At 55.6% G+C, this 19767-nt stretch carries 21 protein-coding genes; 11 read left to right on the plus strand and 10 right to left on the minus strand.

What is annotated here, in order from left to right:
• Positions 1-93: 93 nt before the first annotated feature.
• The 8 genes from ACOOFE_RS26415 to rph all read right to left on the minus strand — a co-directional run bounded on the left by ACOOFE_RS26415 (position 94) and on the right by rph (position 7313).
• Entirely contained in the window at positions 94-966 is an 873-nt protein-coding gene (locus ACOOFE_RS26415) for a dienelactone hydrolase family protein (protein ID WP_420412776.1), read from the minus strand.
• Between the two features lie 13 nt (positions 967-979).
• On the minus strand, positions 980-1402 hold the full coding sequence (locus ACOOFE_RS26420; RefSeq protein ID WP_420412777.1) for a hypothetical protein: 423 nt from the start codon (positions 1400-1402) through the stop codon (positions 980-982).
• Between the two features lie 63 nt (positions 1403-1465).
• Complete coding sequence (locus ACOOFE_RS26425) at positions 1466-2197, minus strand: M48 family metallopeptidase (RefSeq protein WP_420412778.1); 732 nt, start codon at positions 2195-2197, stop codon at positions 1466-1468.
• A gap of 147 nt (positions 2198-2344) precedes the next feature.
• Entirely contained in the window at positions 2345-2770 is a 426-nt protein-coding gene (locus tag ACOOFE_RS26430; RefSeq protein WP_420412779.1) for a DUF2852 domain-containing protein, read from the minus strand.
• A gap of 165 nt (positions 2771-2935) precedes the next feature.
• Positions 2936-4456: a polyhydroxyalkanoate depolymerase gene (gene phaZ, locus ACOOFE_RS26435; RefSeq protein WP_420415641.1), complete on the minus strand. Its 1521-nt coding sequence runs from the start codon at positions 4454-4456 to the stop codon at positions 2936-2938.
• Positions 4457-4777: 321 nt separating this feature from the next.
• Entirely contained in the window at positions 4778-5941 is a 1164-nt protein-coding gene (hemW, locus tag ACOOFE_RS26440) for a radical SAM family heme chaperone HemW (protein ID WP_420412780.1), read from the minus strand.
• A gap of 6 nt (positions 5942-5947) precedes the next feature.
• Positions 5948-6586, minus strand: a complete 639-nt coding sequence (gene rdgB, locus ACOOFE_RS26445; protein WP_420412781.1) for an RdgB/HAM1 family non-canonical purine NTP pyrophosphatase — start codon at positions 6584-6586, stop codon at positions 5948-5950.
• Positions 6587-6599: 13 nt separating this feature from the next.
• Positions 6600-7313 carry a ribonuclease PH gene (gene rph, locus ACOOFE_RS26450; RefSeq protein WP_141184206.1) on the minus strand — a complete coding sequence of 238 codons (714 nt, stop codon included), beginning with the start codon at positions 7311-7313 and terminating at the stop codon, positions 6600-6602.
• Between the two features lie 189 nt (positions 7314-7502).
• Here rph and hrcA point away from each other — a divergent pair, with 189 nt between their 5' ends.
• The 10 genes from hrcA (at position 7503) to ACOOFE_RS26500 (ending at position 17236) form a co-directional block, all read left to right on the plus strand.
• Positions 7503-8555 carry a heat-inducible transcriptional repressor HrcA gene (gene hrcA, locus ACOOFE_RS26455; RefSeq protein WP_420412782.1) on the plus strand — a complete coding sequence of 351 codons (1053 nt, stop codon included), beginning with the start codon at positions 7503-7505 and terminating at the stop codon, positions 8553-8555.
• 62 nt (positions 8556-8617) lie between these two features.
• Positions 8618-9427, plus strand: coding sequence for a HesA/MoeB/ThiF family protein (locus ACOOFE_RS26460; protein WP_420412783.1), 810 nt, complete (start codon positions 8618-8620; stop codon positions 9425-9427).
• Positions 9428-9517: 90 nt separating this feature from the next.
• Complete coding sequence (locus tag ACOOFE_RS26465) at positions 9518-9748, plus strand: DUF2798 domain-containing protein (RefSeq protein ID WP_420412784.1); 231 nt, start codon at positions 9518-9520, stop codon at positions 9746-9748.
• A 56-nt stretch (positions 9749-9804) separates the two neighbouring features.
• Positions 9805-10470 (plus strand): phosphoribosylanthranilate isomerase, encoded by a 666-nt coding sequence (locus tag ACOOFE_RS26470; RefSeq protein ID WP_420412785.1) that lies wholly within the window; start codon positions 9805-9807, stop codon positions 10468-10470.
• A 13-nt stretch (positions 10471-10483) separates the two neighbouring features.
• Complete coding sequence (gene trpB, locus ACOOFE_RS26475; protein WP_420415642.1) at positions 10484-11689, plus strand: tryptophan synthase subunit beta; 1206 nt, start codon at positions 10484-10486, stop codon at positions 11687-11689.
• Positions 11690-12168: 479 nt separating this feature from the next.
• Positions 12169-12339: a hypothetical protein gene (locus tag ACOOFE_RS26480; protein ID WP_420412786.1), complete on the plus strand. Its 171-nt coding sequence runs from the start codon at positions 12169-12171 to the stop codon at positions 12337-12339.
• 169 nt (positions 12340-12508) lie between these two features.
• Positions 12509-13342 carry a tryptophan synthase subunit alpha gene (gene trpA / locus ACOOFE_RS26485; protein WP_141184211.1) on the plus strand — a complete coding sequence of 278 codons (834 nt, stop codon included), beginning with the start codon at positions 12509-12511 and terminating at the stop codon, positions 13340-13342.
• 181 nt (positions 13343-13523) lie between these two features.
• Positions 13524-14483, plus strand: coding sequence for an acetyl-CoA carboxylase, carboxyltransferase subunit beta (gene accD / locus ACOOFE_RS26490; protein ID WP_420412787.1), 960 nt, complete (start codon positions 13524-13526; stop codon positions 14481-14483).
• A gap of 139 nt (positions 14484-14622) precedes the next feature.
• Positions 14623-15939, plus strand: coding sequence for a bifunctional folylpolyglutamate synthase/dihydrofolate synthase (locus ACOOFE_RS26495; RefSeq protein ID WP_420412788.1), 1317 nt, complete (start codon positions 14623-14625; stop codon positions 15937-15939).
• A gap of 34 nt (positions 15940-15973) precedes the next feature.
• Positions 15974-17236: a hypothetical protein gene (locus ACOOFE_RS26500; RefSeq protein WP_420412789.1), complete on the plus strand. Its 1263-nt coding sequence runs from the start codon at positions 15974-15976 to the stop codon at positions 17234-17236.
• Here the strand turns inward: ACOOFE_RS26500 and ACOOFE_RS26505 are convergent.
• Both ACOOFE_RS26505 and ACOOFE_RS26510 read right to left on the minus strand, forming a co-directional pair.
• Positions 17233-18150 carry a methylated-DNA--[protein]-cysteine S-methyltransferase gene (locus ACOOFE_RS26505; protein WP_420412790.1) on the minus strand — a complete coding sequence of 306 codons (918 nt, stop codon included), beginning with the start codon at positions 18148-18150 and terminating at the stop codon, positions 17233-17235. The two genes, ACOOFE_RS26500 and ACOOFE_RS26505, sit on opposite strands and share 4 nt — an antisense overlap.
• A 78-nt stretch (positions 18151-18228) precedes the next feature.
• Entirely contained in the window at positions 18229-18690 is a 462-nt protein-coding gene (locus ACOOFE_RS26510) for an Lrp/AsnC family transcriptional regulator (RefSeq protein WP_141184216.1), read from the minus strand.
• 203 nt (positions 18691-18893) lie between these two features.
• Between ACOOFE_RS26510 and rocF the strand changes: the two genes are divergently transcribed.
• Entirely contained in the window at positions 18894-19760 is an 867-nt protein-coding gene (gene rocF / locus ACOOFE_RS26515; protein WP_420415643.1) for an arginase, read from the plus strand.
• Positions 19761-19767: the final 7 nt, after the last annotated feature.

Genomic DNA, 19767 nt, shown 5'->3' on the forward strand with positions numbered 1-19767 from the left:
AAAGACGCATTTCCGGTTTATGCATCTTATAAGTGCAAATCATTAAGCTCGGAGTATCACTCAGCAACTGCTGTCCCGCTCTTCTGATCCTGATCACAGCCTCTCGCCAAGAAGCTGTTTAGTCCTTTGAACGGCTTTTTGGTGGGCCGCTCTATTGTATTGAAGCCAGTGTTTTTGCCCTGGGGCGCCTGGCACAAAAAAGCCCGATCCAAACATAGGATTGTCGAACCCATGAAACGCATCGGGATAAACTGTTAAATCCAACACATGCGAGTGGCTTTGAGTTTGTTTCTGCAAATTCTCGCATGAAGCTGCTGAGGTCCAATCATCCGAAGCACCGATGATCACGGCCACGGGTTTCGTGAAGCGCCGTGATGCAACACAGTGTGGATAGAGTGCGATCACTGTTTGAAATTCAGCAGGGAATGTCGCTCCGACACCATTCTCAGTGACGGCTGATAGCGCGGATATTCCACCATGCGACCAGCCCATCAAACCGATACGGTGTGGATCGATGTCATTTTGCCCGCGCAGAAATTCCAGGGCACCATACGCATCTAATACCCGTCCGGCTGGGGAAGCAGCCGTCGATCCGCCTCCACATTGTTGAATGAGACTGCGCGGCCGGAAACTATCAACGACCAGTGTTACATATCCGTCCGCGTTCAGCGTCTTGGCCCAGTCGAAATGCATCTGTTGAATGCCGCCACATCCATGCATCAAAACGACGGCCGGGTGGGGACCTTTTCCTGCCGGACGTCCCAAATGTCCCCACAACGGATAGCCGTTACGGTCACCCTTTGTTTCTGAAGTCTTATTGACCGCTGCAGAGGGAAAATGAACGACGTCATAATGTTCAAATGCAAACCCCTGCTGCTGTAAACCACCGAAAGCAGCTATGAAAATCGCCATGAAAATCAAGATCTTACACAAATTCGAAAAACTCAAACCCAAAATTCTTCGCATATTAGTTCCACCCTCAACACCTGTGACTATAGGTAAAAACAAGCGTATCAGTTGTAAAACGGCCAGTCGGTTGGCAACGATTATAGACTTCCCGAGTGCCGTGCACCGTCACTTGAAGCTGATCTTCCCGGACCGGGCCTTCGACAAAATATTCCAAAGGTGTTCCGGGACAGTATTTTGAGAACACCCGCGCGGTTCCTGAGTACCAATTTCCGTTTTTGATACCGTTGAACAACAAAGTTCCGGACTGAACACCCGCATTGGCCAGAACTGGTCTTGGAACTTCATATGACAGCCAACGCTGATTTCCCTCCGCCTGCAAGCGCATAAGGGACCCGTTGTGGTTCCAGCAACTGTCTGCTCGAGATTCCGCCCCCGTGGCAAGCCCAACAGATAGAATTGCGCTGACAATCGCCGCATTTGCAGTGAACCGCATCTTTGCCTCCCAGCCATTTCCAGGATCAAGCGAACCACATATCCGGCAAAAAGCAACTGATTTTCAGCCGTAGCCGTGCAAGCGCAAACCGTGTTCTTTCAGCCAGACACGGGCCTCCGGCGTCTGCGGCGCAAGCTCTTCGCACAACCGCCAAAACCGGTCTGAGTGGTTCATTTCCTTCAAATGCGCCACCTCATGGGCGGCCACATAATCTAGGATGTCCGGTGGCGCCAGTATCAGGCGCCAGGAAAACGACAAACGGCCATTCGACGCACAGGATCCCCAACGGCTTTTGGTGTCACGAACACTGATCGCGGTGATTTTTTTGCCGATTTTGACCGCATGTTCTTCCGCCCGGGCGGTTAGATCCGCTTTGGCTTCGCCCTTCAGCCAGGATGTGACTTTTCTCGGGATATGATCCTCAGCTCCCGGCACCAAAAGGGCGGGGGAGCCACAGTCCGCTTCACCTTTGGAAACCAGTCCGCGCAGCTTTCCGGTTGGCAAGATCAGATGATCCTCACCGCGCAACGGAACAAAATCTCCCGGACACAGCGCAACTTGATCCGGCCGGCCGTCTAGGCGTTCGATCAGCCAATCAATGTGCTGCCGGGCAAAGCGCTCGGCCCGGGAAAGATCTCCCCCCTTCGGCACGGTCAAAACCGGCCCGGAATGGTCAGCGGGAACGCGCAGCAAATACCGCTGCGCCCTTGCATTGGCGCGCAGACGAATTTTTACCGGGGTATTACCGGCATCAATTTCAATATAGTCGGGCAAGGTGATTTTGCGGGCGCGCAATTTGGTTCCCATGGATGAAGAGCGAATCAGTTGCGGCTAGTTTATGCGAGAACACCGGCCGTTCAAAAGGACGAAAGCGGCGCCTTTGAAAGGCACCGCTCTCGGTCTGCCCGCCTGGGAGGAAGCGGGTCTGGGAGGAAAGTTAGATCAGGCTGGATTTGCTTCTGCACCACCAGCCGGACGGCGGCGGTTGGCCATAAAGCGATCGAATTCTTCCTGATCACGCGCCCGGCGCAATTCGGTCATGAACTCATCGAACTCGGCGCGCATGGCGTCGATTTTCGCCCGTTCTTCTTCAAGACGTTTCAACTCACGCTCCCGGTACTCATCGAAAGCAAGATTGCCAGTCCGCCCATAAGAAGGTTTGCCCATTTGATCGAATGCTCCTTTCAGCGGGCTACCCCGCCATTGATCTTTGGCATCGCGGGCCATGCCCTCGAACCGGTCACCCCACAAAATGTAGGCCAGCATGGCGAGGCCAAGCGGCCAGAATACCACAAACCCAAGCACCATCAGACCAATGGTCATCGGCGTCCAGGCGGGTTTAATCCTACAGCTTTTGGTCGTCGTCATAGTCCTATCCATTCAAGACATCCACGATTGAGACGTGGGGATTGATGGGCTGTCCTTCAAGGATTTGTGATCCAAATCACGTTGTGCGGTGCCGTCAAAACGAAAAAATCCCCGCTGTTGCCAGCGGGGATTCTTGTGACCTCAACAAAAGATCAGTTTCTTTAGTCAGCTCACCGTTTCTGCGAGTGACTGCGCCTGAGCAATCCAGTTGTCCCGAGCCATGCGGCCACGGAAATCCAGTTTGGAATCAAGAGCTTCGATTTGCTCATCTGTCAACGATGCGATCTGCCAGTAGTGAAAAATACCAGCTTCGTTGAGTGCAGTTTCCAGCTTTGGTCCGACACCGCTGATCGCCTTCAGATCGTCTGCAACACCCTTCGGTTTGGCCAATAGGATTTTTTCCAGCGACGCGCCGGCCGATTTCGGCTTGGCGGTGACCGCCGCGGGTTTGGCAGACGGTTTGGCCTTGACAGAAGCCGATGGTGCTTCGTTGGCACCCGCCCGGTTGGATTGAATAAAATCCATGACCCGTGGAGCAATCTCGGCTCTCCAGCGCGATCCATTGAACACACCATAGTGGCCGACATTCGGCTGCTCGTAGTGTGCCTTCATCTCATCAGACAGATTGACGCAAAGATCGTGCGCTGCCCGGGTCTGACCCCGGCCTGTGATATCGTCTTTTTCGCCCTCAACAGTCATCAACGCTGTCCGGGTGATCTTGGAACAGTCCACCAAACGGCCATTGTGCTGCATTTTGCCTTCCGGCAGGGAGTGATCAATGAAAACCGTTTCGACCGTTTGCAGATAGAATTCCGCCGTCAGATCCATGACCGCCAGGTATTCGTCATAAAAATCACGGTGTTTTTCAGCGCTATCGCCGTCCCCTTCCACCAGATGCTGGAAGAAGTCCCGGTGTGCCGTCACATGACGGTCGAGATTCATGCCCATGAACCCGGAAAGCTGCAAAAAGCCGGGATAGACATCCCGCATAAAGCCAGCGTGCGGGAACGGCACCTTCATGACGACGTTGTTCTTGAACCACTCTATGCCCTTGGATACGGCAAGATCATTCACTGCCGTCGGTTCGACCCGGGTGTCGATCGGGCCCCCCATCAAGGTCATGGTTGCTGGCACATAAGGATCTTCGCGATCCTCCATGACTGCAACAGCCGCCAAAACCGGAACGGACGGCTGGCAGACGCCCAAGACATGCGTATCGGGGCCCAGGAAGTGCAACATCGAAATGATGTAGTCTATGTAGTCATCCAGATCGAATTTGCCTTCTTGGATTGGCACCATGCGGGCATCAATCCAATCTGTGATGAATACATCGGCATTCGGCATCAAGGCTTCGACCGTGCCGCGCAGAAGCGTGGCATAGTGGCCCGACATCGGCGCCACGATCAGGATCTTTGGATCGTTGCGGTGCGAAGTAACACCCCGCTCAAAGTGGATCAGATCACAAAACGGCCGACCCCAAACAATGTTTTCCCTGACGGGAACACGGACACCACCGACGACGGTTTCATCCAAACCGAATTCCGGTTTTCCGTAGCGCCGTGTGGTCCGCTCCAGAACTTCGCAACCAGCTGCAATCGAACGCCCGTAACTGGTGTGAGTCAGCGGATTCAGTGGGTTTTGGAAGTAGAGCCGGGTCATATCCGCCATTGCCCGCAGCGGTGCCATAGCGGCATGGTTCAGCTCATATAAATGGTAAAACGGCAAAGGCGCATCTCCTTTGTTCACGCAGCCGCCGCCTGCCCCCTTATTGGCAAAACCTCAGCTGATTTGTTGCGGCCGGTTCTTCTTAACATCACCTATTGCATTGCAGCAGGATAGCCACAGTGGGCGCCTCCGGCAATAGTGCTATTTGGTAGGAGAGCGCAGAAATCTGCCAATTTCCGCATGAGTTGCGAGTTTAGCCGCCGAAATGACTAGTTACAGATGAAACAAGAACTGTATTTAAATCAAAGTGATAAATATAATTTAGCCATTCAAATGTTTCGATCAAGCGGCCAAGTCCGCAACAACCGCATCCAAAACGAAAAAACCATCCCGTGTCGCACGCACACGGTTATCCCCGAGTTCCTCAACCATTCCATGATCGAGTAAGTCTTTCAGCCGTTTCGGATCAACGGATCTATGAGAGAAAGCCTCAAACCGTTTCAGGTCGATTCCCTCTGTAAGGCGCAAGCCCATGAGCAAGAATTCGTCGCCCTGCTCTTCTTCGCTCAAGCCTGCAAACTCGATCATCCCATGACCGTTCTGCTCAACCGCCTCCAGCCAAGTCTCCGGGTGGCGCTCGGTGGCTGTCGCCATCCGGTTAACGCCGACGCTCAAGCGACCGTGGGCACCAGGCCCAACGCCGACATAATCACCGTAGCGCCAATAAACGAGGTTGTGGCGGCATTCCGCGCCTGGCCGGGCATGGTTTGAGACTTCATACGCGGGCAGTCCCTCCGCGTCCGTCACCTTCTGGGTCAGTTCATAAAACTGAGCGCCCAGTTCTGGGTCGGGCATCTTCAATTTGCCAGCGTGATAAAGATTGTAGAACGGCGTGCCTTCTTCGATCGTCAGCTGGTAGAGCGACAGGTGATCGGCCGCCAGACTAATGGCCTCCTTCAATTCCGCTTCCCAGCTGGCCAGTGTTTGGTCTGGACGGGCGTAGATCAGATCAAATGACAAACGCGGAAACGTCGAACGGGCGATCTCTATTGCCTTTCGAGCCGTATCCGCGTCATGCAAGCGGCCAAGGAGTTTCAAATCCGTATCGTGCAGAGATTGCACACCAAGTGAAACCCGGTTGACCCCAGCGGACCGGTAGCCTTTGAAGCGGTTGGCCTCGACCGACGTTGGATTGGCTTCCATGGAAATTTCCACGTGCTGGTCCAGGGACCAGCGATCAGAAATAGCTGTCAGGATCCGTTCGACTGTCGCCGGCTCCATTAAGGAGGGCGTACCGCCACCCAAAAACACTGACTGAACAGTTTTGCCCTGGGTCAGCTCTGCAAAATGGCTGAGCTCGCGCTCGAAAGCTACCGCATAGCGGGCCTGATCCACTGGCTGATGGCGGACGTGAGAATTGAAATCACAATAGGGGCATTTGGCTGAGCAAAACGGCCAATGCACATAAATCCCAAATCCGCCCTCAGAAGCCGGGTTCGCCGCCACTTAAGATTATCCTTTCAAACAAGCCTTAGAGAACAGTTCAAACGCACGCGAGCGATGCGACAAAGCCGGTGTATCCGGTCCCCAGCCATGCTTTTCCTCAGAGGTCATTTCGCCAAAAGTGCGCTCATGCCCATCCGGCTGGAACACCGGGTCATATCCAAACCCTTGAGTTCCGCGTGGCGGCCAGACGATTTGACCTTCCACCTCTCCGCGGAAAAACTCTTTGTGGCCATCCGGCCAAGCAAGGCACAGAACCGCGACAAAGGATCCACGGCGACGGTCCGGTGTTGCTGCCCCGGCAGACTGCAGCTTTTCCTCAACTGTCCGCATGGCCATCGCAAAATCTTTGTCAGGCCCAGCCCAGCGCGCCGAATAAATGCCCGGATCGCCGCCGAGTTCAGCGACACAAAAGCCGCTGTCGTCAGCAAGCGCCGGAAGGTTCGCCGCCGTTGCTGCCGCAACGGCTTTGATTTCCGCATTGGCTTCAAAGGTCGTGCCGGTTTCCTCCGGCTCCGGCAATCCGAGATCACCAGCTGAGACCACCTCAAACCCATACGGTTCAAGCAACTCGTTGATTTCGCGCAGCTTGCCCTTGTTGTGACTGGCGACAACCAGCTTGCCAGGCTCCAGTTTGCGATGGCTCATGACACTGTGATCCTCAGAGAATGCTCATCTTTTGCAAGTCGACCAGACGGTTGATGCCTGCCTTTGCCAGACCGAGCAGTTGAGCGAACTCGTCTTCAGAGAACGGCTTGCCTTCCGCGGTGCCCTGAATTTCGACGATGCCACCAGACCCGGTAATGACGAAATTGGCATCGGTTTCGGCGGTACTATCTTCATCATAGTCGAGATCGAGCACCGGCGTGTCCTGATAAATACCGCAGGAAATGGCCGCGATGTGATCCGTCAAAACATCACCGGACACCATGTCCCGGGCCTTCATCCATTCGATACAATCGCGTAAGGCCACCCAGGCGCCGGTAATTGCGGCAGTCCGTGTACCGCCATCGGCCTGGATGACATCACAATCGACAGAAATCTGTACTTCGCCCAAGGCTTCCAGATCGACGACGGCGCGCAAGGACCGGCCAATCAGCCGCTGGATCTCCTGAGTGCGGCCGGACTGCTTGCCAGCACTTGCTTCCCGGCGCATGCGGCTGCCGGTTGCGCGTGGCAGCATGCCATATTCCGCCGTCACCCAACCTTTGTTCTGGCCGCGCAGCCAGGGCGGAACCCGCTCTTCAAGACTGGCGGTGCACAAGACATGCGTGTCGCCGAATTTTACCAGGCAGGAGCCTTCAGCATGTTTGGATACGCCACGCTCAAGCGTGACAGCACGGAGTTCATCGGCAGCGCGTTTTGACGGACGCATGGCTCTCCCTTTCAACCTTTGAAAAAAGGCGAAGCAGCTAGCCCGCCTTATTTGTTAACGGCCTTGTAGACCTCATTTCCCGGCGGCGTAAAGGCCAAGCTTCACCTCTGGACCATTTTGCGCCTATATCTTGAAGAACAGGATTTTGGTTCGCCGGATCTCCCGGCGGCCGCGACGGAGAAAAACACTTTGAGCCTTAGCGACCTCGACAGAAGATCCCGGGACATCTTCCGCTCGATCGTGGAAACCTATCTAGAGACCGGAGAACCCGTCGGCTCCCGCAATATCTCGCGCAATCCCAGCATTTCCTTGTCGCCCGCTTCCATCCGCAATGTCATGTCGGACCTGGAGCACATGGGCCTTCTGCATTCGCCGCATACCAGCGCCGGGCGTTTGCCGACCGAAATTGGTTTGAGATTTTTTGTCGACGCACTTCTGGAAGTTGGTGACCTCACCCAGGACGAGCGTCATCAGATCGACGTCCAGGTCAAAGCTTCCCAGCAGGCCAATTCAGCTGAACAGGTACTGACCGAAGCCAGCCAGATGCTTTCGGGTCTTTCCATGGGGGCGGGTGTCGTTCTGACCCACAAGTCGGACATGCGGCTGAAACACATCGAATTCGTTCGCATCGAACCGTTGAAAGCGTTGGCCATCCTGGTCGGTGAAGACGGCACTGTCGAAAACCGTGTCGTGGACCTGCCGCCGGATTTGCCGTCCTCCGCATTGGTCGAAGCATCGAACTATCTCAATGCAAAAATTCAAGGCCGGACAATCGGAGAAATCCGCACTGAGCTTGAAAAGGTGCGCGCAGCTGACCAGGCCGAGCTCAACCAGCTCAGCCAGAAGGTTATTGATGCCGGCTTGGCGGTCTGGAGTGGCGAGGACGGCATGAGCGATCCAGGAACCTTGATTGTCCGCGGCCGGTCCAACCTCCTGTCCGATCTGGAAGCGGCGGAAGATTTGGAACGGATCAAACTGCTTTTCGACGATCTGGAAAATAAAAGCGATCTGATCCAGCTTCTAGGGCTTGCCGAACAAGGCGATGGCGTTCGGATCTTCATTGGCTCAGAAAACAATTTGTTCTCGCTATCCGGTTCTTCTTTGGTGATTTCGCCCTACCGGGACAGCAATCAACGGATCGTCGGTGCGCTCGGTGTCATCGGGCCGACTCGGCTGAACTACGCCCGTGTCATTCCGATGGTCGATTACACCGCCCGCCTTGTGAGCAAGATTTTGGGCTAGGGCTTGAACAACCCCGCAACTCTCGCCCATTTAGTAATAAACTCCTCAAAACAGGCCTCACCATGCAGTCCTTATCGCCCGCCGAATTGGAACGTTATGCCCGCCATATTGTCCTTCAGGAGATTGGTGGCGCTGGTCAGCAAAAGCTGAAAGCTGCGAAAGTGCTGGTGATCGGTGCCGGCGGTCTTGGCGCGCCGGTCTTGCAATATCTGGCAGCAGCTGGGGTGGGCACGCTCGGTATTGTTGATGACGACACCGTGTCGCTCTCCAATCTTCAACGGCAGATCATCCACGATACCGGCCAGCTCGGCGAACCGAAAGTGGCCAGCGCGGCCGAAGCGATTGCCAAACTCAACCCAAATGTTGAAGTGATGGTTTTCCCAACGCGGATCACCGGTCAGAATGCCATGGCGCTGGTCTCTGAGTTCGATCTCGTGGTTGATGGTTCGGATAACTTCGATACCCGTTATCTTGTGTCCGATGCCTGTTTTTTTGCCAAGAAACCCTTGGTGACGGCAGCGGTCGGCCAGTTTGACGGTTCGATCACGACCCTCAGGCCCTTTGAATCGAACGCAGACGGTGAGCTTAACCCGACCTACCGCTGTCTGTTTCCACAGAAGCCGCGCGCCGGACTATTGCCGACCTGTGCCGAAGCCGGGGTGCTGGGCGCGCTCACGGGGATCCTGGGTACGATGCAGGCGATGGAAGTCTTGAAAGAACTGACCGGGACAGGCGAGGGGCTCACCGGACGATTGATGATGTTCGACGCCAAAGCCTTCCGGATGGAAACCATCCGTTACAAACGCTCTCCGAAAAATCCGCTCAATGGGGACAATCCCAAAACCTGGGCCGAGCTGCTGGAACAAGGATAGGCACGCGTTGCGCTAAATTTGATCATTCCTAACACCCAGTTTTGACGCATAGTTCATCCTGAACTTCAAAAATCCGGATTCAAGATTGTCATGCACCCAAGATTTGCCCCTTATCTCTTCGGCGCCATGCTGTCCGGGTCGATGTCGTTCATTGTGTCCGGCATTGCCACCTTCCGGGCGATTGGTCCGCATCCTGAGTTTTTCAGTTTCTGGATTGAATCCTGGCTGTTTGCCTGGGCGGTTGCCTTTCCAGCGGTCCTGGTGATGGCGCCGGTTGTCCGGAAAATTGTCGCCAAACTGGTCAAGGCGCCAGAAGAATAAGCGCCCCAGCCATCATCCTTTGACAAAGGCTTCCCCAGCGGCGATACCTCGAAGTTATGTCGGATATCAAAGTCAAAATCTGCGGTCTGTCGACCGAAGACACCATGGAAGCGGCGCTGGAGGCGGGTGCGGATATGGTTGGGCTCATGTTTTTTCCAAAAAGTCCCCGCCATGTAAGCCTCAGCCAAGCCTGCAAGCTGGCCGATATGGCACGCGGCAAGGCGGAGATCGTCGCAGTGACGGTCAATATGGATCTGGACGGCCTTTCCCGGATCAAGGAACTGGTTGCCCCTGACATGATCCAATTTCACGGCTCGGAGGCCCCGGAATCTCTGGCTGCTGCCAAAGTTATGCATGGCATCAAGGTCATGAAAGCAATTTCGGTTGCCGGCAAATCGGATCTGGAACAGGCGCTTTACTACTCTATTGTTGCAGACAAGATCCTCTTTGATGCCAAACCGCCCAAAGGATCAGACATTCCCGGCGGCAATGGCGTTTCGTTTGACTGGACGATCCTGAAAGATCTTGACCTGAAGAAGCCGTTCATGCTTTCGGGGGGATTGAATATGGACAATGTGGCGGACGCAATCCGTTTGAGCGGCGCCAAGGAAATCGACTTGTCGTCCGGCGTTGAACGCGAACGCGGTGTCAAGGATCCTGAATTGATCCGGTCGTTCCTGGCCAAAGTAAAAGATATTCAGGCGGAAGCGGGTAAGGAGTAAACGCGTGAACGATATGGCGAACAGCATCCGGACGGGTCCGGACGATCGCGGGCATTTCGGCATTTTCGGCGGCCGCTATGTGGCGGAAACCCTGATGCCGCTGATCTTGGATCTGGAAGCGCATTACAAAGCTGCCAAGAACGATCCGGAGTTTCATGCCGAAGTCGAAAAGCTGAACAGGCATTATACGGGCCGGCCGTCGCCGCTCTATTTCGCCGAGCGGCTGACTGAAGAACTCGGCGGCGCGAAGATCTATTTCAAGCGCGACGAGCTGAACCATACCGGATCCCACAAGATCAACAACTGCCTTGGCCAGATCCTTTTGGCCAAACGCATGGGTAAAACCCGGATCATCGCGGAAACCGGTGCAGGCCAGCATGGTGTGGCGACCGCCACCGTTTGTGCCCGCTTTGGCCTGCCCTGTGTTGTTTATATGGGCGCGACAGACGTTGAGCGGCAAAAGCCGAATGTCTTCCGCATGAAGCTTCTGGGCGCCGAAATCGTCCCGGTGACCGCCGGTGCCGGCACCTTGAAAGACGCCATGAACGAGGCGCTGCGCGATTGGGTGACCAATGTCGACAACACCTACTATCTGATCGGCACGGCGGCAGGCCCGCACCCATATCCGGAGCTGGTGCGCGACTTCCAGTCGGTGATCGGCAAGGAGTTGCGCGACCAGATTTTGGAAGCTGAAGGCCGTTTGCCGGACGCACTTGTCGCCGCTGTTGGCGGCGGATCTAATGCGATTGGCCTGTTCCATCCGTTCCTCGACGACAAAGACGTGAAAATTGTCGGCGTCGAAGCAGGTGGACGTGGCCTGACCGGTGAAGAGCACTGCGCTTCCCTCAACGCAGGGAAGCCAGGCGTTCTCCACGGCAACCGCACCTATCTGATGCAGGATGACGACGGCCAGATCCTAGAAGGCCATTCGATTTCTGCCGGTCTCGACTATCCGGGCATTGGTCCGGAGCATTCCTGGCTGAAGGAAATTGGCCGTGCAGACTATGTGCCGATCATGGATGACGAGGCGCTGGAAGCCTTCCAGATGCTGACCCGGGTTGAAGGTATCATTCCGGCGCTGGAACCAGCCCATGCCCTCGCTCAGGTGGCTAAAATGGCCCCGCAAATGGACAAGGATCAGATCATTGTCATGAATCTTTGCGGCCGCGGCGACAAGGATGTCTTTGCCGTCGGCGAAATGCTGGGCTTCGATCTCTGATCTAAATAGACTTACGAAATGAGGGGCTGGGCACCTTGGTGCCTAGCCCTATTTTTTTATGCGCGGCAAATTCTTCTTCCAATAGCAATTGCCGGCCACGGGCATCCAGGTTTTGCATGTCCGTTTGCCTTACTGGGAAATGCGATCCTGCGACTGGCGTCTGTTTCAGACTTTTCACATGACGCCAAAGTTTTTCAGACAGAGGCTCCGGTGCAGGTTCGAACAGGGAATGGGCCATTTTCAGCTCCTTTTTCCATTTGGCTCTTCATTCAACATAGGCGCACATAGTGCGCATTTCCAGATCAAATATCGAAATGAAGACCTGATCGGTGTTGAATGCATTTCTACGGCGCAGCTTTTCCCGAGTTCAGCAGCCACAGCATTGCTGCAATGCAAAAACAGCACTCGTGTCCATATCAGGGAAGATTATATTGAGCTCAAATAGGCAGGAGCCATGCCTACTTTGAAAGGATCTTCCAATGGCACTCCGTTCAGTTTCAGATTTCTTACATCAGGTCGGTCAGGCCCAGCGTATGTCAGCTGATTATGATCGCTTACGCCAAATGAGCCCTGAATGCCTGTCGCGTATGGGTGTGGAGCGCAACGATATCGCGACCCATCTCTACAACAAGTACTTCGGCAACCGCTGATCCGATAGGACTGCGCGAAACGCCTGAAATTGCCGCGACGTTGACAATATGCGGCTTCTGAAAGCCATATCGGCAGTTCTTTGATTGACATCCCCTTGCCCGCTCCCCTACATCGCTTGGATGTTTTGCAGACGGGACCCGTCTGCTGTATGGGCAAGAGGACAGCTGAATGACGGAAACGCGTATCGATCGCCGGTTTAAAGCCTGTGCCGAAGCGGGCCGCCCCGCATTGGTCACCTTTATTACAGCTGGCGACCCGGACCTTGAAACGTCACAAGCGATCTTGAATGCCCTCCCGGCCGCCGGTGCCGATGTGATCGAACTGGGCATGCCGTTCTCCGACCCAATGGCTGAAGGTATTCCGATCCAGCTGGCCAACCAGCGTGCGCTCGCCGCCGGGCACACAATGGATAAAACGCTGGACATGGTCCGCGCGTTCCGCAAACAAGATCAAGACACGCCGATCATTCTGATGGGTTACTACAATCCGATCTATGTTCGTGATCCGGTGAAATTCGTTCAGGTCGCCAAGGACGCCGGTGTTGACGGCTTCATTATTGTCGACGTGCCTGCTGAAGCGGATGACGAGTTCTGCATTCCAGCACTGGACGCCGGACTGAACTTCATTCGTCTGGCAACCCCCACCACCGATGACAAGCGCCTCCCGGCCGTTCTGGCCAATACCTCCGGTTTCGTCTATTACGTCTCCGTGACCGGTATTACGGGCGCAAAAATCGCTGATACGGGCCGCGTTACGGCCGCGGTCAACCGGATTAAAGGTCATACGGATCTGCCGGTTGCGGTCGGATTTGGCGTCAAAACCGCAGAACAAGCTGCAGACATCGGCAAGGACGCGGACGGCGTCGTGGTCGGGTCTGTTCTTGTAAACGCGGTCAAAGACAGCCTGGATGCTAACGGAAAGGCAACGGACCGGACCGTAAAAGCGGTCGCCGATGTGGTTGCCGACCTGGCTTCTGGGTGTGCGCGCGCTCGCGCGGCCTAAAGCTAGATCAGCGGCTGTTCAGGTTGAATCGCTTGAACAGCCAAAAGCTGATCGATTTTAAGGTGGTAGAGCATCTTGTCTGCGTTCGCCTGAACGCAGGATGCTCTAGGCCTTAAAAATGTACCTTTTCCAGCGGACACAGTCCGTTGTTGTGTAACTTTAGTAGACGGACGCGTTTGACGTGAACTGGATCAACTCAATTGTGCGCCCCAAGATCAGTGGTCTTTGGAAGAAGCGCGAAGTTCCGGAAAACCTCTGGATCAAATGCCCTGAAACGGGCGAAATGGTGTTTCACCGGGATCTAGAGGCCAATCTTTGGGTCATTCCGAGTTCCGGCCACCATATGCGTATGCCGGCACGCAAACGGTTGGACTCCTTCTTTGATGAAGGCAACTACACGCGTCTCGAAACACCGGATGTTACCGCCGATCCGCTCAAGTTCCGCGACAGCAAGCGCTATACTGACCGGCTGAAGGAAGCCCGTTCTAAAACCGGCGAAGAAGAAGCCATTCATGTGGCGCAAGGCAAAGTCAACGGTATGGACCTGACCGTTGCCATTCAGGATTTCGCCTTTGTCGGTGGATCTTTGGGCATGGCCGTTGGCGAAGCCATCCTTTCCGGGATGATGAAAGCGGTTGAAGACAAAACACCGTTTGTCATGTTCGCAGCTTCCGGCGGCGCCCGCATGCAGGAAGGGATCCTGTCGTTGATGCAGATGCCGCGCACCACAGCTGGGATCCAGATGCTGCGCGAAGCCGGCCTGCCGTACATCGTGGTTCTGACCAACCCGACAACCGGGGGTGTCTCCGCGTCTTATGCCATGCTCGGTGATGTGCACATTGCAGAACCGGGCGCCATGATCGGTTTTGCCGGCCGCCGTGTCATTGAACAGACCGTGCGAGAAAAGCTGCCGGACGACTTCCAGACCGCTGAGTACCTGCTTGATCATGGCATGGTCGACATGGTTGTGCCGCGTCAAGAAATGAAAGACACGATTTCCCGGGTTTGCGGTATCTTGATGAAACGCGAAGTCGAATTGCCTACAATGGCGTTGGAAGCCCCGAAGGCTGAAAACAACGACGTGGAAGAGCCGACGCAGGACACCCAAGAACCGGAAAAACAGCCTGAAGTCGCTGAATAAGTGTAAGAATCTGACTGGCTGATGTCGCTTTTCAGCCATGGCCAGTCAGATCCGGGTGCTTTTTCGATTTCGCCTGCTGCTATGTCCTGCAGATGGCAAATAGCCAAAGCACGAAGTACAGGACCCTGCGGAGGGCCCCTTGGATCAAATCACAAGAATACTCGACCGGCTGCTAGCGCTGCATCCCAAAGAGATTGATCTCTCCCTGGGACGTATGCACCGCTTGCTGGACGCGCTCGGCTCGCCAGAGAAACGGCTGCCGCCGGTCATTCATATCGCCGGGACCAACGGTAAAGGCTCGGTGACGGCGACGTTGCGCGCCATCCTGGAAGCCTCCGGAAAACGCTGTCACGTCTATACGTCACCTCATCTGGTCTCCTTCAACGAGCGGATCCGCCTGGGAACAGACGGAAAATACGTTTCTGATCTAGTGCTCTTTGATGCCTTGCAACGCTGCGAAGAAGCCAACGGCGGCGAAGAAATCACCTTTTTTGAGATTACAACGGCAGCAGCATTGTTGCTCTTTGCCGAACATCCGGCCGATGTCGTTCTTCTGGAAGTTGGTCTGGGCGGACGCTTAGACGCCACCAATGTCATCAATGAGCCGTTGGTGTCGGTGATCACGCCTGTCTCCATGGATCATGAGAAATTCCTCGGTGACGACCTCACCGTGATCGCGGCCGAAAAAGCAGGCATCATCAAACCAGGTGTTCCGGTGGTTTCCGCTGAACAGGATCCGGACGTACTCAAGGTGATCGAACGCCAGGCTGCGCGAAACAAAACCCGCGTCGACGTCTTTGGCCAGGATTTTGTTTCCCAGCTGGACCAAGGCCGGATGACCTTTCAAGACGAAGACGGATTGCTGGATTTGCCGCAGCCGGTTCTCGGCGGCAGCCACCAATTCGCCAATGCCGCCCTGGCGATGGCCGCACTCAAAGCTACCGGATTGTTGCCAGACGAAGATGTCATCAGCACTGGGCTCAAATCCGTCAATTGGCCTGGCAGACTGCAGCCGCTCACGCACGGCCCACTCGTCGATATGTGCCCAGAAGGATCGGAGGTCTGGCTCGACGGCGGGCACAATCCTGGTGCTGGTATTTCTATTGCCCAGTTTATGGGCGAACAGGAAGAACGAGCTCCCCGGCCGCTGTATCTGATTGCCGGAATGCTCACGACAAAAGATCCTACCGGGTTTTTCCGTCCGTTCGATGGGCTGGTCCGCCATGTAGGTACGGTGCCGATTGCGACCACCAACACGGCCCGTTCTCCCGAAGAATTGGCGGACCTGGCACGCTGTGCTGGCCTTGAAGCCACGCCGTTTCCCTCCCTAGACGCAGCCATAGCCGATGTGGCAGCTTGTGCCGCAGACGATGGCGAAGCCCCGCGGATACTGATTTGCGGCTCGCTTTATCTTGCCGGTGAGGCCCTTGCCCGGAACAATATGGCACCGGACTAAGCCTCACCCTCCGGTATATGGTGGAGGTTTTAGTATGCTTTTGTCCGGTCCGGCGCTCAAACGGGTCGCTGCAGGTTTGATGTTTGCAGGTTTTTTGACCGGACCTGCTCTTAGTCTGTCTGATCAATATGAAACGGCGCCAGAACAGGCTCCAGCTACGCTCCTTAACGGCAAAGACTTTGGCCCCGGCTATGCCATTCTTCCGCCGGTTCGCAGCAACGGCTTCTTCTATGCCTATCAGCTCCAAGCCAGCCAAGGTGTCGAAACAGTTCAAGGAACCGGACTTCTCAACCTGCGGCTATCGGAAATCAAAGCCTATGTCGCTTTGGAAAGCCTGAAAAAAGACACGAGCTTTCTCGAAGGCCTGAAACAATCCGCGCAAAAACCAGTCGATTTTGTTGAGAGCACGATTAGCGACCCGGTCGGTACAGCTAAAAACACCGTATCAGGCGTCGGGCGCGTATTCGGCCGGCTCGGCAAGGGGGTGGAAGCCGCTGTGACCGGACAAGGTGGGTCTGCGACAGACATTGCAAAGTCTATCACCGGGCAGGCAAAAGCACGGCGCGAACTGGCGGTTGAACTGGGGGTGGACCCTTATACCTTCGACAAGCATCTGTCGGCCAAGCTCGATGAAACCGCCAGTGTGACCGCGGCAGGCAGCTGGACCGTGACTGCGATCACGGCGCTGATCCCCGGAGGGGTGTTTGTCAATGCGACCCGGACGGCTGATGATTTTCGGAATGTGATCGTCGACAGCACCGAAAATGAACTGCGCGAGCGGACAGCGGAGACTTTCCGCTCTGCTGGGATCTCTGAAACCAATATCCTGAAGATCGAAGCCAACCCACACTATACAGCGTCCGAAAAGGCCGCGGTCGCCTATCAGCTGGCCGCAATGCCCGGTGTGCAGAACTTGGATCTGATCGCCGAAGACGTTGCAAAAGCGGCAGAGCGCAGTCTGGCCTATTTCCAGCTGCGCCGCTTGGTGCTTCTGGAGAACTACAACAGAACCATCTCCGGACTGGGCCAAATTCGAAACGTCGCCGGACTTTCAGTCGCTATCCGGCGCGACGGCATGGCGGCAATCGTCATGCCCTACGACATCGTTGCTTGGACGCAAACGACGGCAATGAGGTTTTCAAGCCTGCAGGAAGGGTTCAACCAGCTCCCCTTTCCGCCAACCGGTGTTGACTTGCTGATCACCGGCGATCTCACACAAATGGCAGCGGAACGTCTGACTGCCTATGGATGGCAGATCACCGGCAATTTTCCGATGCCGGATGGCCCGGTGCATTAGACACATTCCAGAACCGGTCCGGAAAGGCCCGTTTCCCAGCCCAGAATGGCACGTTTGCGGGTAAGGCCCCAATGATAACCGCCAAGCTTTCCGCCTTTGGCGAGCACCCGATGGCAGGGAACCACAAAGGAAATTGGATTACGCCCGACCGCAGATCCGACCGCCCGGGAGGCCTTCGGACTTCCAAGGCAAGCGGCAATATCGGAATAGGTGGTCGCTTTGCCCATCGGGATCTTTAAAAGCGTTTGCCAGACCCGGATCTCAAAATCGGTTCCGATCATAACGATGTTCAGCGGCTGATCTTCCTGCCATCTCTCTGGATCGAACACACGGCCCGCATATTTGGCGGTTTCTTCTTGGTCCTTGTGAAAAGCGGCTGCCGGCCAGCGTTCACACATATCAGCAAGTGCGCTGTCTTCTTCGCCCGGATCAGCAAATCCCAACCCTGCCAAGCCCTTGTCTGTTGCCATGATCAGGACCTGACCGAACGGGGAGGGATGAAATCCATAGGCAATCTTCAACCCGGCACCCCGGTTTCTATAATCGCCGGGCGTCATGGCTTCATGGGTTACAAACAGATCATGCAGCCTGGAGGACCCAGACAACCCGACTTCGTAAGAGGCATCAAGCACGCTAGCGGTATCGCGCAACAACGCCTTCGCATGATCCAACGTGATCGCCTGCAAGAATTGCTTGGGGGTGAGCCCAGCCCAGCGTGCAAAAACCCGCTGCAGCTGGATCGGTTGCAATCCAGCTTCCTTGGCCAGCAACTCCAGCGTCGGCTGGTCCCGCCAATCCTCGGTGATCCGCTTCAAGGTTTGCCGGACGACCGCATAATTTTCCGCTGCTTCCTCACCAACTGAAATCGGCTGCGGATCTGACGTGAACTGGGAAAGATCGAGTGCTTTGGTCATTGGAGAACCGTCTGTTTCTAAATCTGGTGCCACTATACTCTGCGCTAAACGCGGCAGCGACCCGATTTGCGAGGCAGATTACCCCAGCACATCCTTGAAAAGGTCTGCAGAGACGGCTGGTCCCTTCCGGGTGCTCAACAGTATGTTTGTTTCCGACCCTGAAATACCGTCTATCAACCGGATGCGGTGAAGGGCATCGTCAAAGGCCGCCAGGTCCCGCGTCGCAATTTCCAGGATCAAGTCCCACTTGCCGTTGGTGGAGTGGATCGCCCTGACTTCAGTCATGGCGCCCAGCGCCCTGGACACCGGATCGGTGTTCTGACCATCCACCTCGACCAGCGTAATCGCGCGGATCGGCAGGTCGCGCCAATCATCACGCAAGACCGCTGTGAACCCCAAGATCTCTCCGTTGTCTGTGAGCTTCTCCATTCGGGACCGAACCGTTGCCCGCGAGACTTTGAGATCGCTTGCCAAATCGGACACGGACCGGCGGCCATCATGGCGTAAGAGCGAGATGAGACGGGTATCAAGATCATCCATTTTATCAATCCGGAAAACATGACTTATCAAATTGATAATTCTGACCGCACTTTTGATCAAGTGACTGGATTTACTCCGCCGCGCCAAATTCGCACAGTCCCCGCAATAAAACCTGGCGCAAAGGCACGCGGATCGTGGAGCAAAAGAATATCGTACTGGTCGGAGCACCGATTGAGGAAGGCGCAGGCCGGCGCGGTTGCGTGATGGGCCCTGACGCCTACAGAACTGCCGGCCTTGCCGATACGCTGGAAGCGCTCGGCCACATGGTGACTGACGCAGGCAATCTCTGGCCTGAGAATGCCGAGGACGCCACACCGCCAAACGGGACAGTCAAAAACTTTGAAGCCTATGCCGGCTGGACCCGAGCGCTTTATAGAAAAGCCGCGGATCTGGGCGCTGGCGACAGTTTTCCGATCTATATGGGCGGCGATCATGCAATGGCTGCAGGTACCGTTGCCGGACACGCCAAAGCGGCCGCCGAAAAAGGCCGCCCTCTATTTGTACTCTGGCTCGATGCCCATTCCGATTTTCATACCCTCGACAGCACGGGAAGCGGAAACTTGCATGGTACGCCGCTTGCTTTTGCCTGCGGACTGCCAGGATTTGATGCGCTTTTAAGCGCACCTTTACAGTATCCGGTCGCGCCCGAGCGGGTGGAAATCATGGGGGTTCGCTCCATCGATGACGCAGAGCGGGAGTTTCTTTTGAAACACGGCGCCGGTGTCTCGGACATGCGCCAGATTGACGAAGAAGGCATTGGCGCCCTTCTTGAGCCGTTTCTGGAGCGTGTGCGCACCGTCAATGGCCTTTTGCATGTCAGTCTGGACGTCGATTTCCTGGATCCTGACATCGCACCCGCGGTCGGCACCACCGTGCCGGGCGGAGCAACCTTCCGCGAAGCCCATCTTGTCATGGAAATGCTACATGACAGCGGCCTCGTGACGTCGCTCGACCTGGTTGAGCTCAACCCGTTTCTTGATGAACGCGGCAAGACCGCACGCCTGATGGTGGATCTCGCCGGCAGCCTCTTTGGCCGCCGCGTCTTCGACCGTCCGACACGTAGCTATTAAAGGGAAT

Source organism: Roseibium sp. (assembly GCF_965216085.1).
In the GTDB taxonomy this organism is placed as follows: Bacteria; Pseudomonadota; Alphaproteobacteria; order Rhizobiales; family Stappiaceae; genus Roseibium.

What these genes read in the sequence shown, in the direction of transcription:
- ACOOFE_RS26415 (WP_420412776.1), bottom strand. Translation starts at nt 966, where the DNA reads ATGCGAAGAATTTTGGGTTTGAGTTTTTCGAATTTGTGTAAGATCTTG.
- ACOOFE_RS26420 (WP_420412777.1), bottom strand. Translation starts at nt 1,402, where the DNA reads ATGCGGTTCACTGCAAATGCGGCGATTGTCAGCGCAATTCTATCTGTT.
- ACOOFE_RS26430 (WP_420412779.1), bottom strand. Translation starts at nt 2,770, where the DNA reads ATGACGACGACCAAAAGCTGTAGGATTAAACCCGCCTGGACGCCGATG.
- phaZ (WP_420415641.1), bottom strand. Translation starts at nt 4,456, where the DNA reads ATGGCACCGCTGCGGGCAATGGCGGATATGACCCGGCTCTACTTCCAA.
- rdgB (WP_420412781.1), bottom strand. Translation starts at nt 6,586, where the DNA reads ATGAGCCATCGCAAACTGGAGCCTGGCAAGCTGGTTGTCGCCAGTCAC.
- rph (WP_141184206.1), bottom strand. Translation starts at nt 7,313, where the DNA reads ATGCGTCCGTCAAAACGCGCTGCCGATGAACTCCGTGCTGTCACGCTT.
- ACOOFE_RS26460 (WP_420412783.1), top strand. Translation starts at nt 8,618, where the DNA reads ATGCAGTCCTTATCGCCCGCCGAATTGGAACGTTATGCCCGCCATATT.
- ACOOFE_RS26465 (WP_420412784.1), top strand. Translation starts at nt 9,518, where the DNA reads ATGCACCCAAGATTTGCCCCTTATCTCTTCGGCGCCATGCTGTCCGGG.
- ACOOFE_RS26470 (WP_420412785.1), top strand. Translation starts at nt 9,805, where the DNA reads ATGTCGGATATCAAAGTCAAAATCTGCGGTCTGTCGACCGAAGACACC.
- trpB (WP_420415642.1), top strand. Translation starts at nt 10,484, where the DNA reads ATGGCGAACAGCATCCGGACGGGTCCGGACGATCGCGGGCATTTCGGC.
- ACOOFE_RS26480 (WP_420412786.1), top strand. Translation starts at nt 12,169, where the DNA reads ATGGCACTCCGTTCAGTTTCAGATTTCTTACATCAGGTCGGTCAGGCC.
- trpA (WP_141184211.1), top strand. Translation starts at nt 12,509, where the DNA reads ATGACGGAAACGCGTATCGATCGCCGGTTTAAAGCCTGTGCCGAAGCG.
- ACOOFE_RS26500 (WP_420412789.1), top strand. Translation starts at nt 15,974, where the DNA reads ATGCTTTTGTCCGGTCCGGCGCTCAAACGGGTCGCTGCAGGTTTGATG.
- ACOOFE_RS26505 (WP_420412790.1), bottom strand. Translation starts at nt 18,150, where the DNA reads ATGACCAAAGCACTCGATCTTTCCCAGTTCACGTCAGATCCGCAGCCG.
- ACOOFE_RS26510 (WP_141184216.1), bottom strand. Translation starts at nt 18,690, where the DNA reads ATGGATGATCTTGATACCCGTCTCATCTCGCTCTTACGCCATGATGGC.
- rocF (WP_420415643.1), top strand. Translation starts at nt 18,894, where the DNA reads ATGGGCCCTGACGCCTACAGAACTGCCGGCCTTGCCGATACGCTGGAA.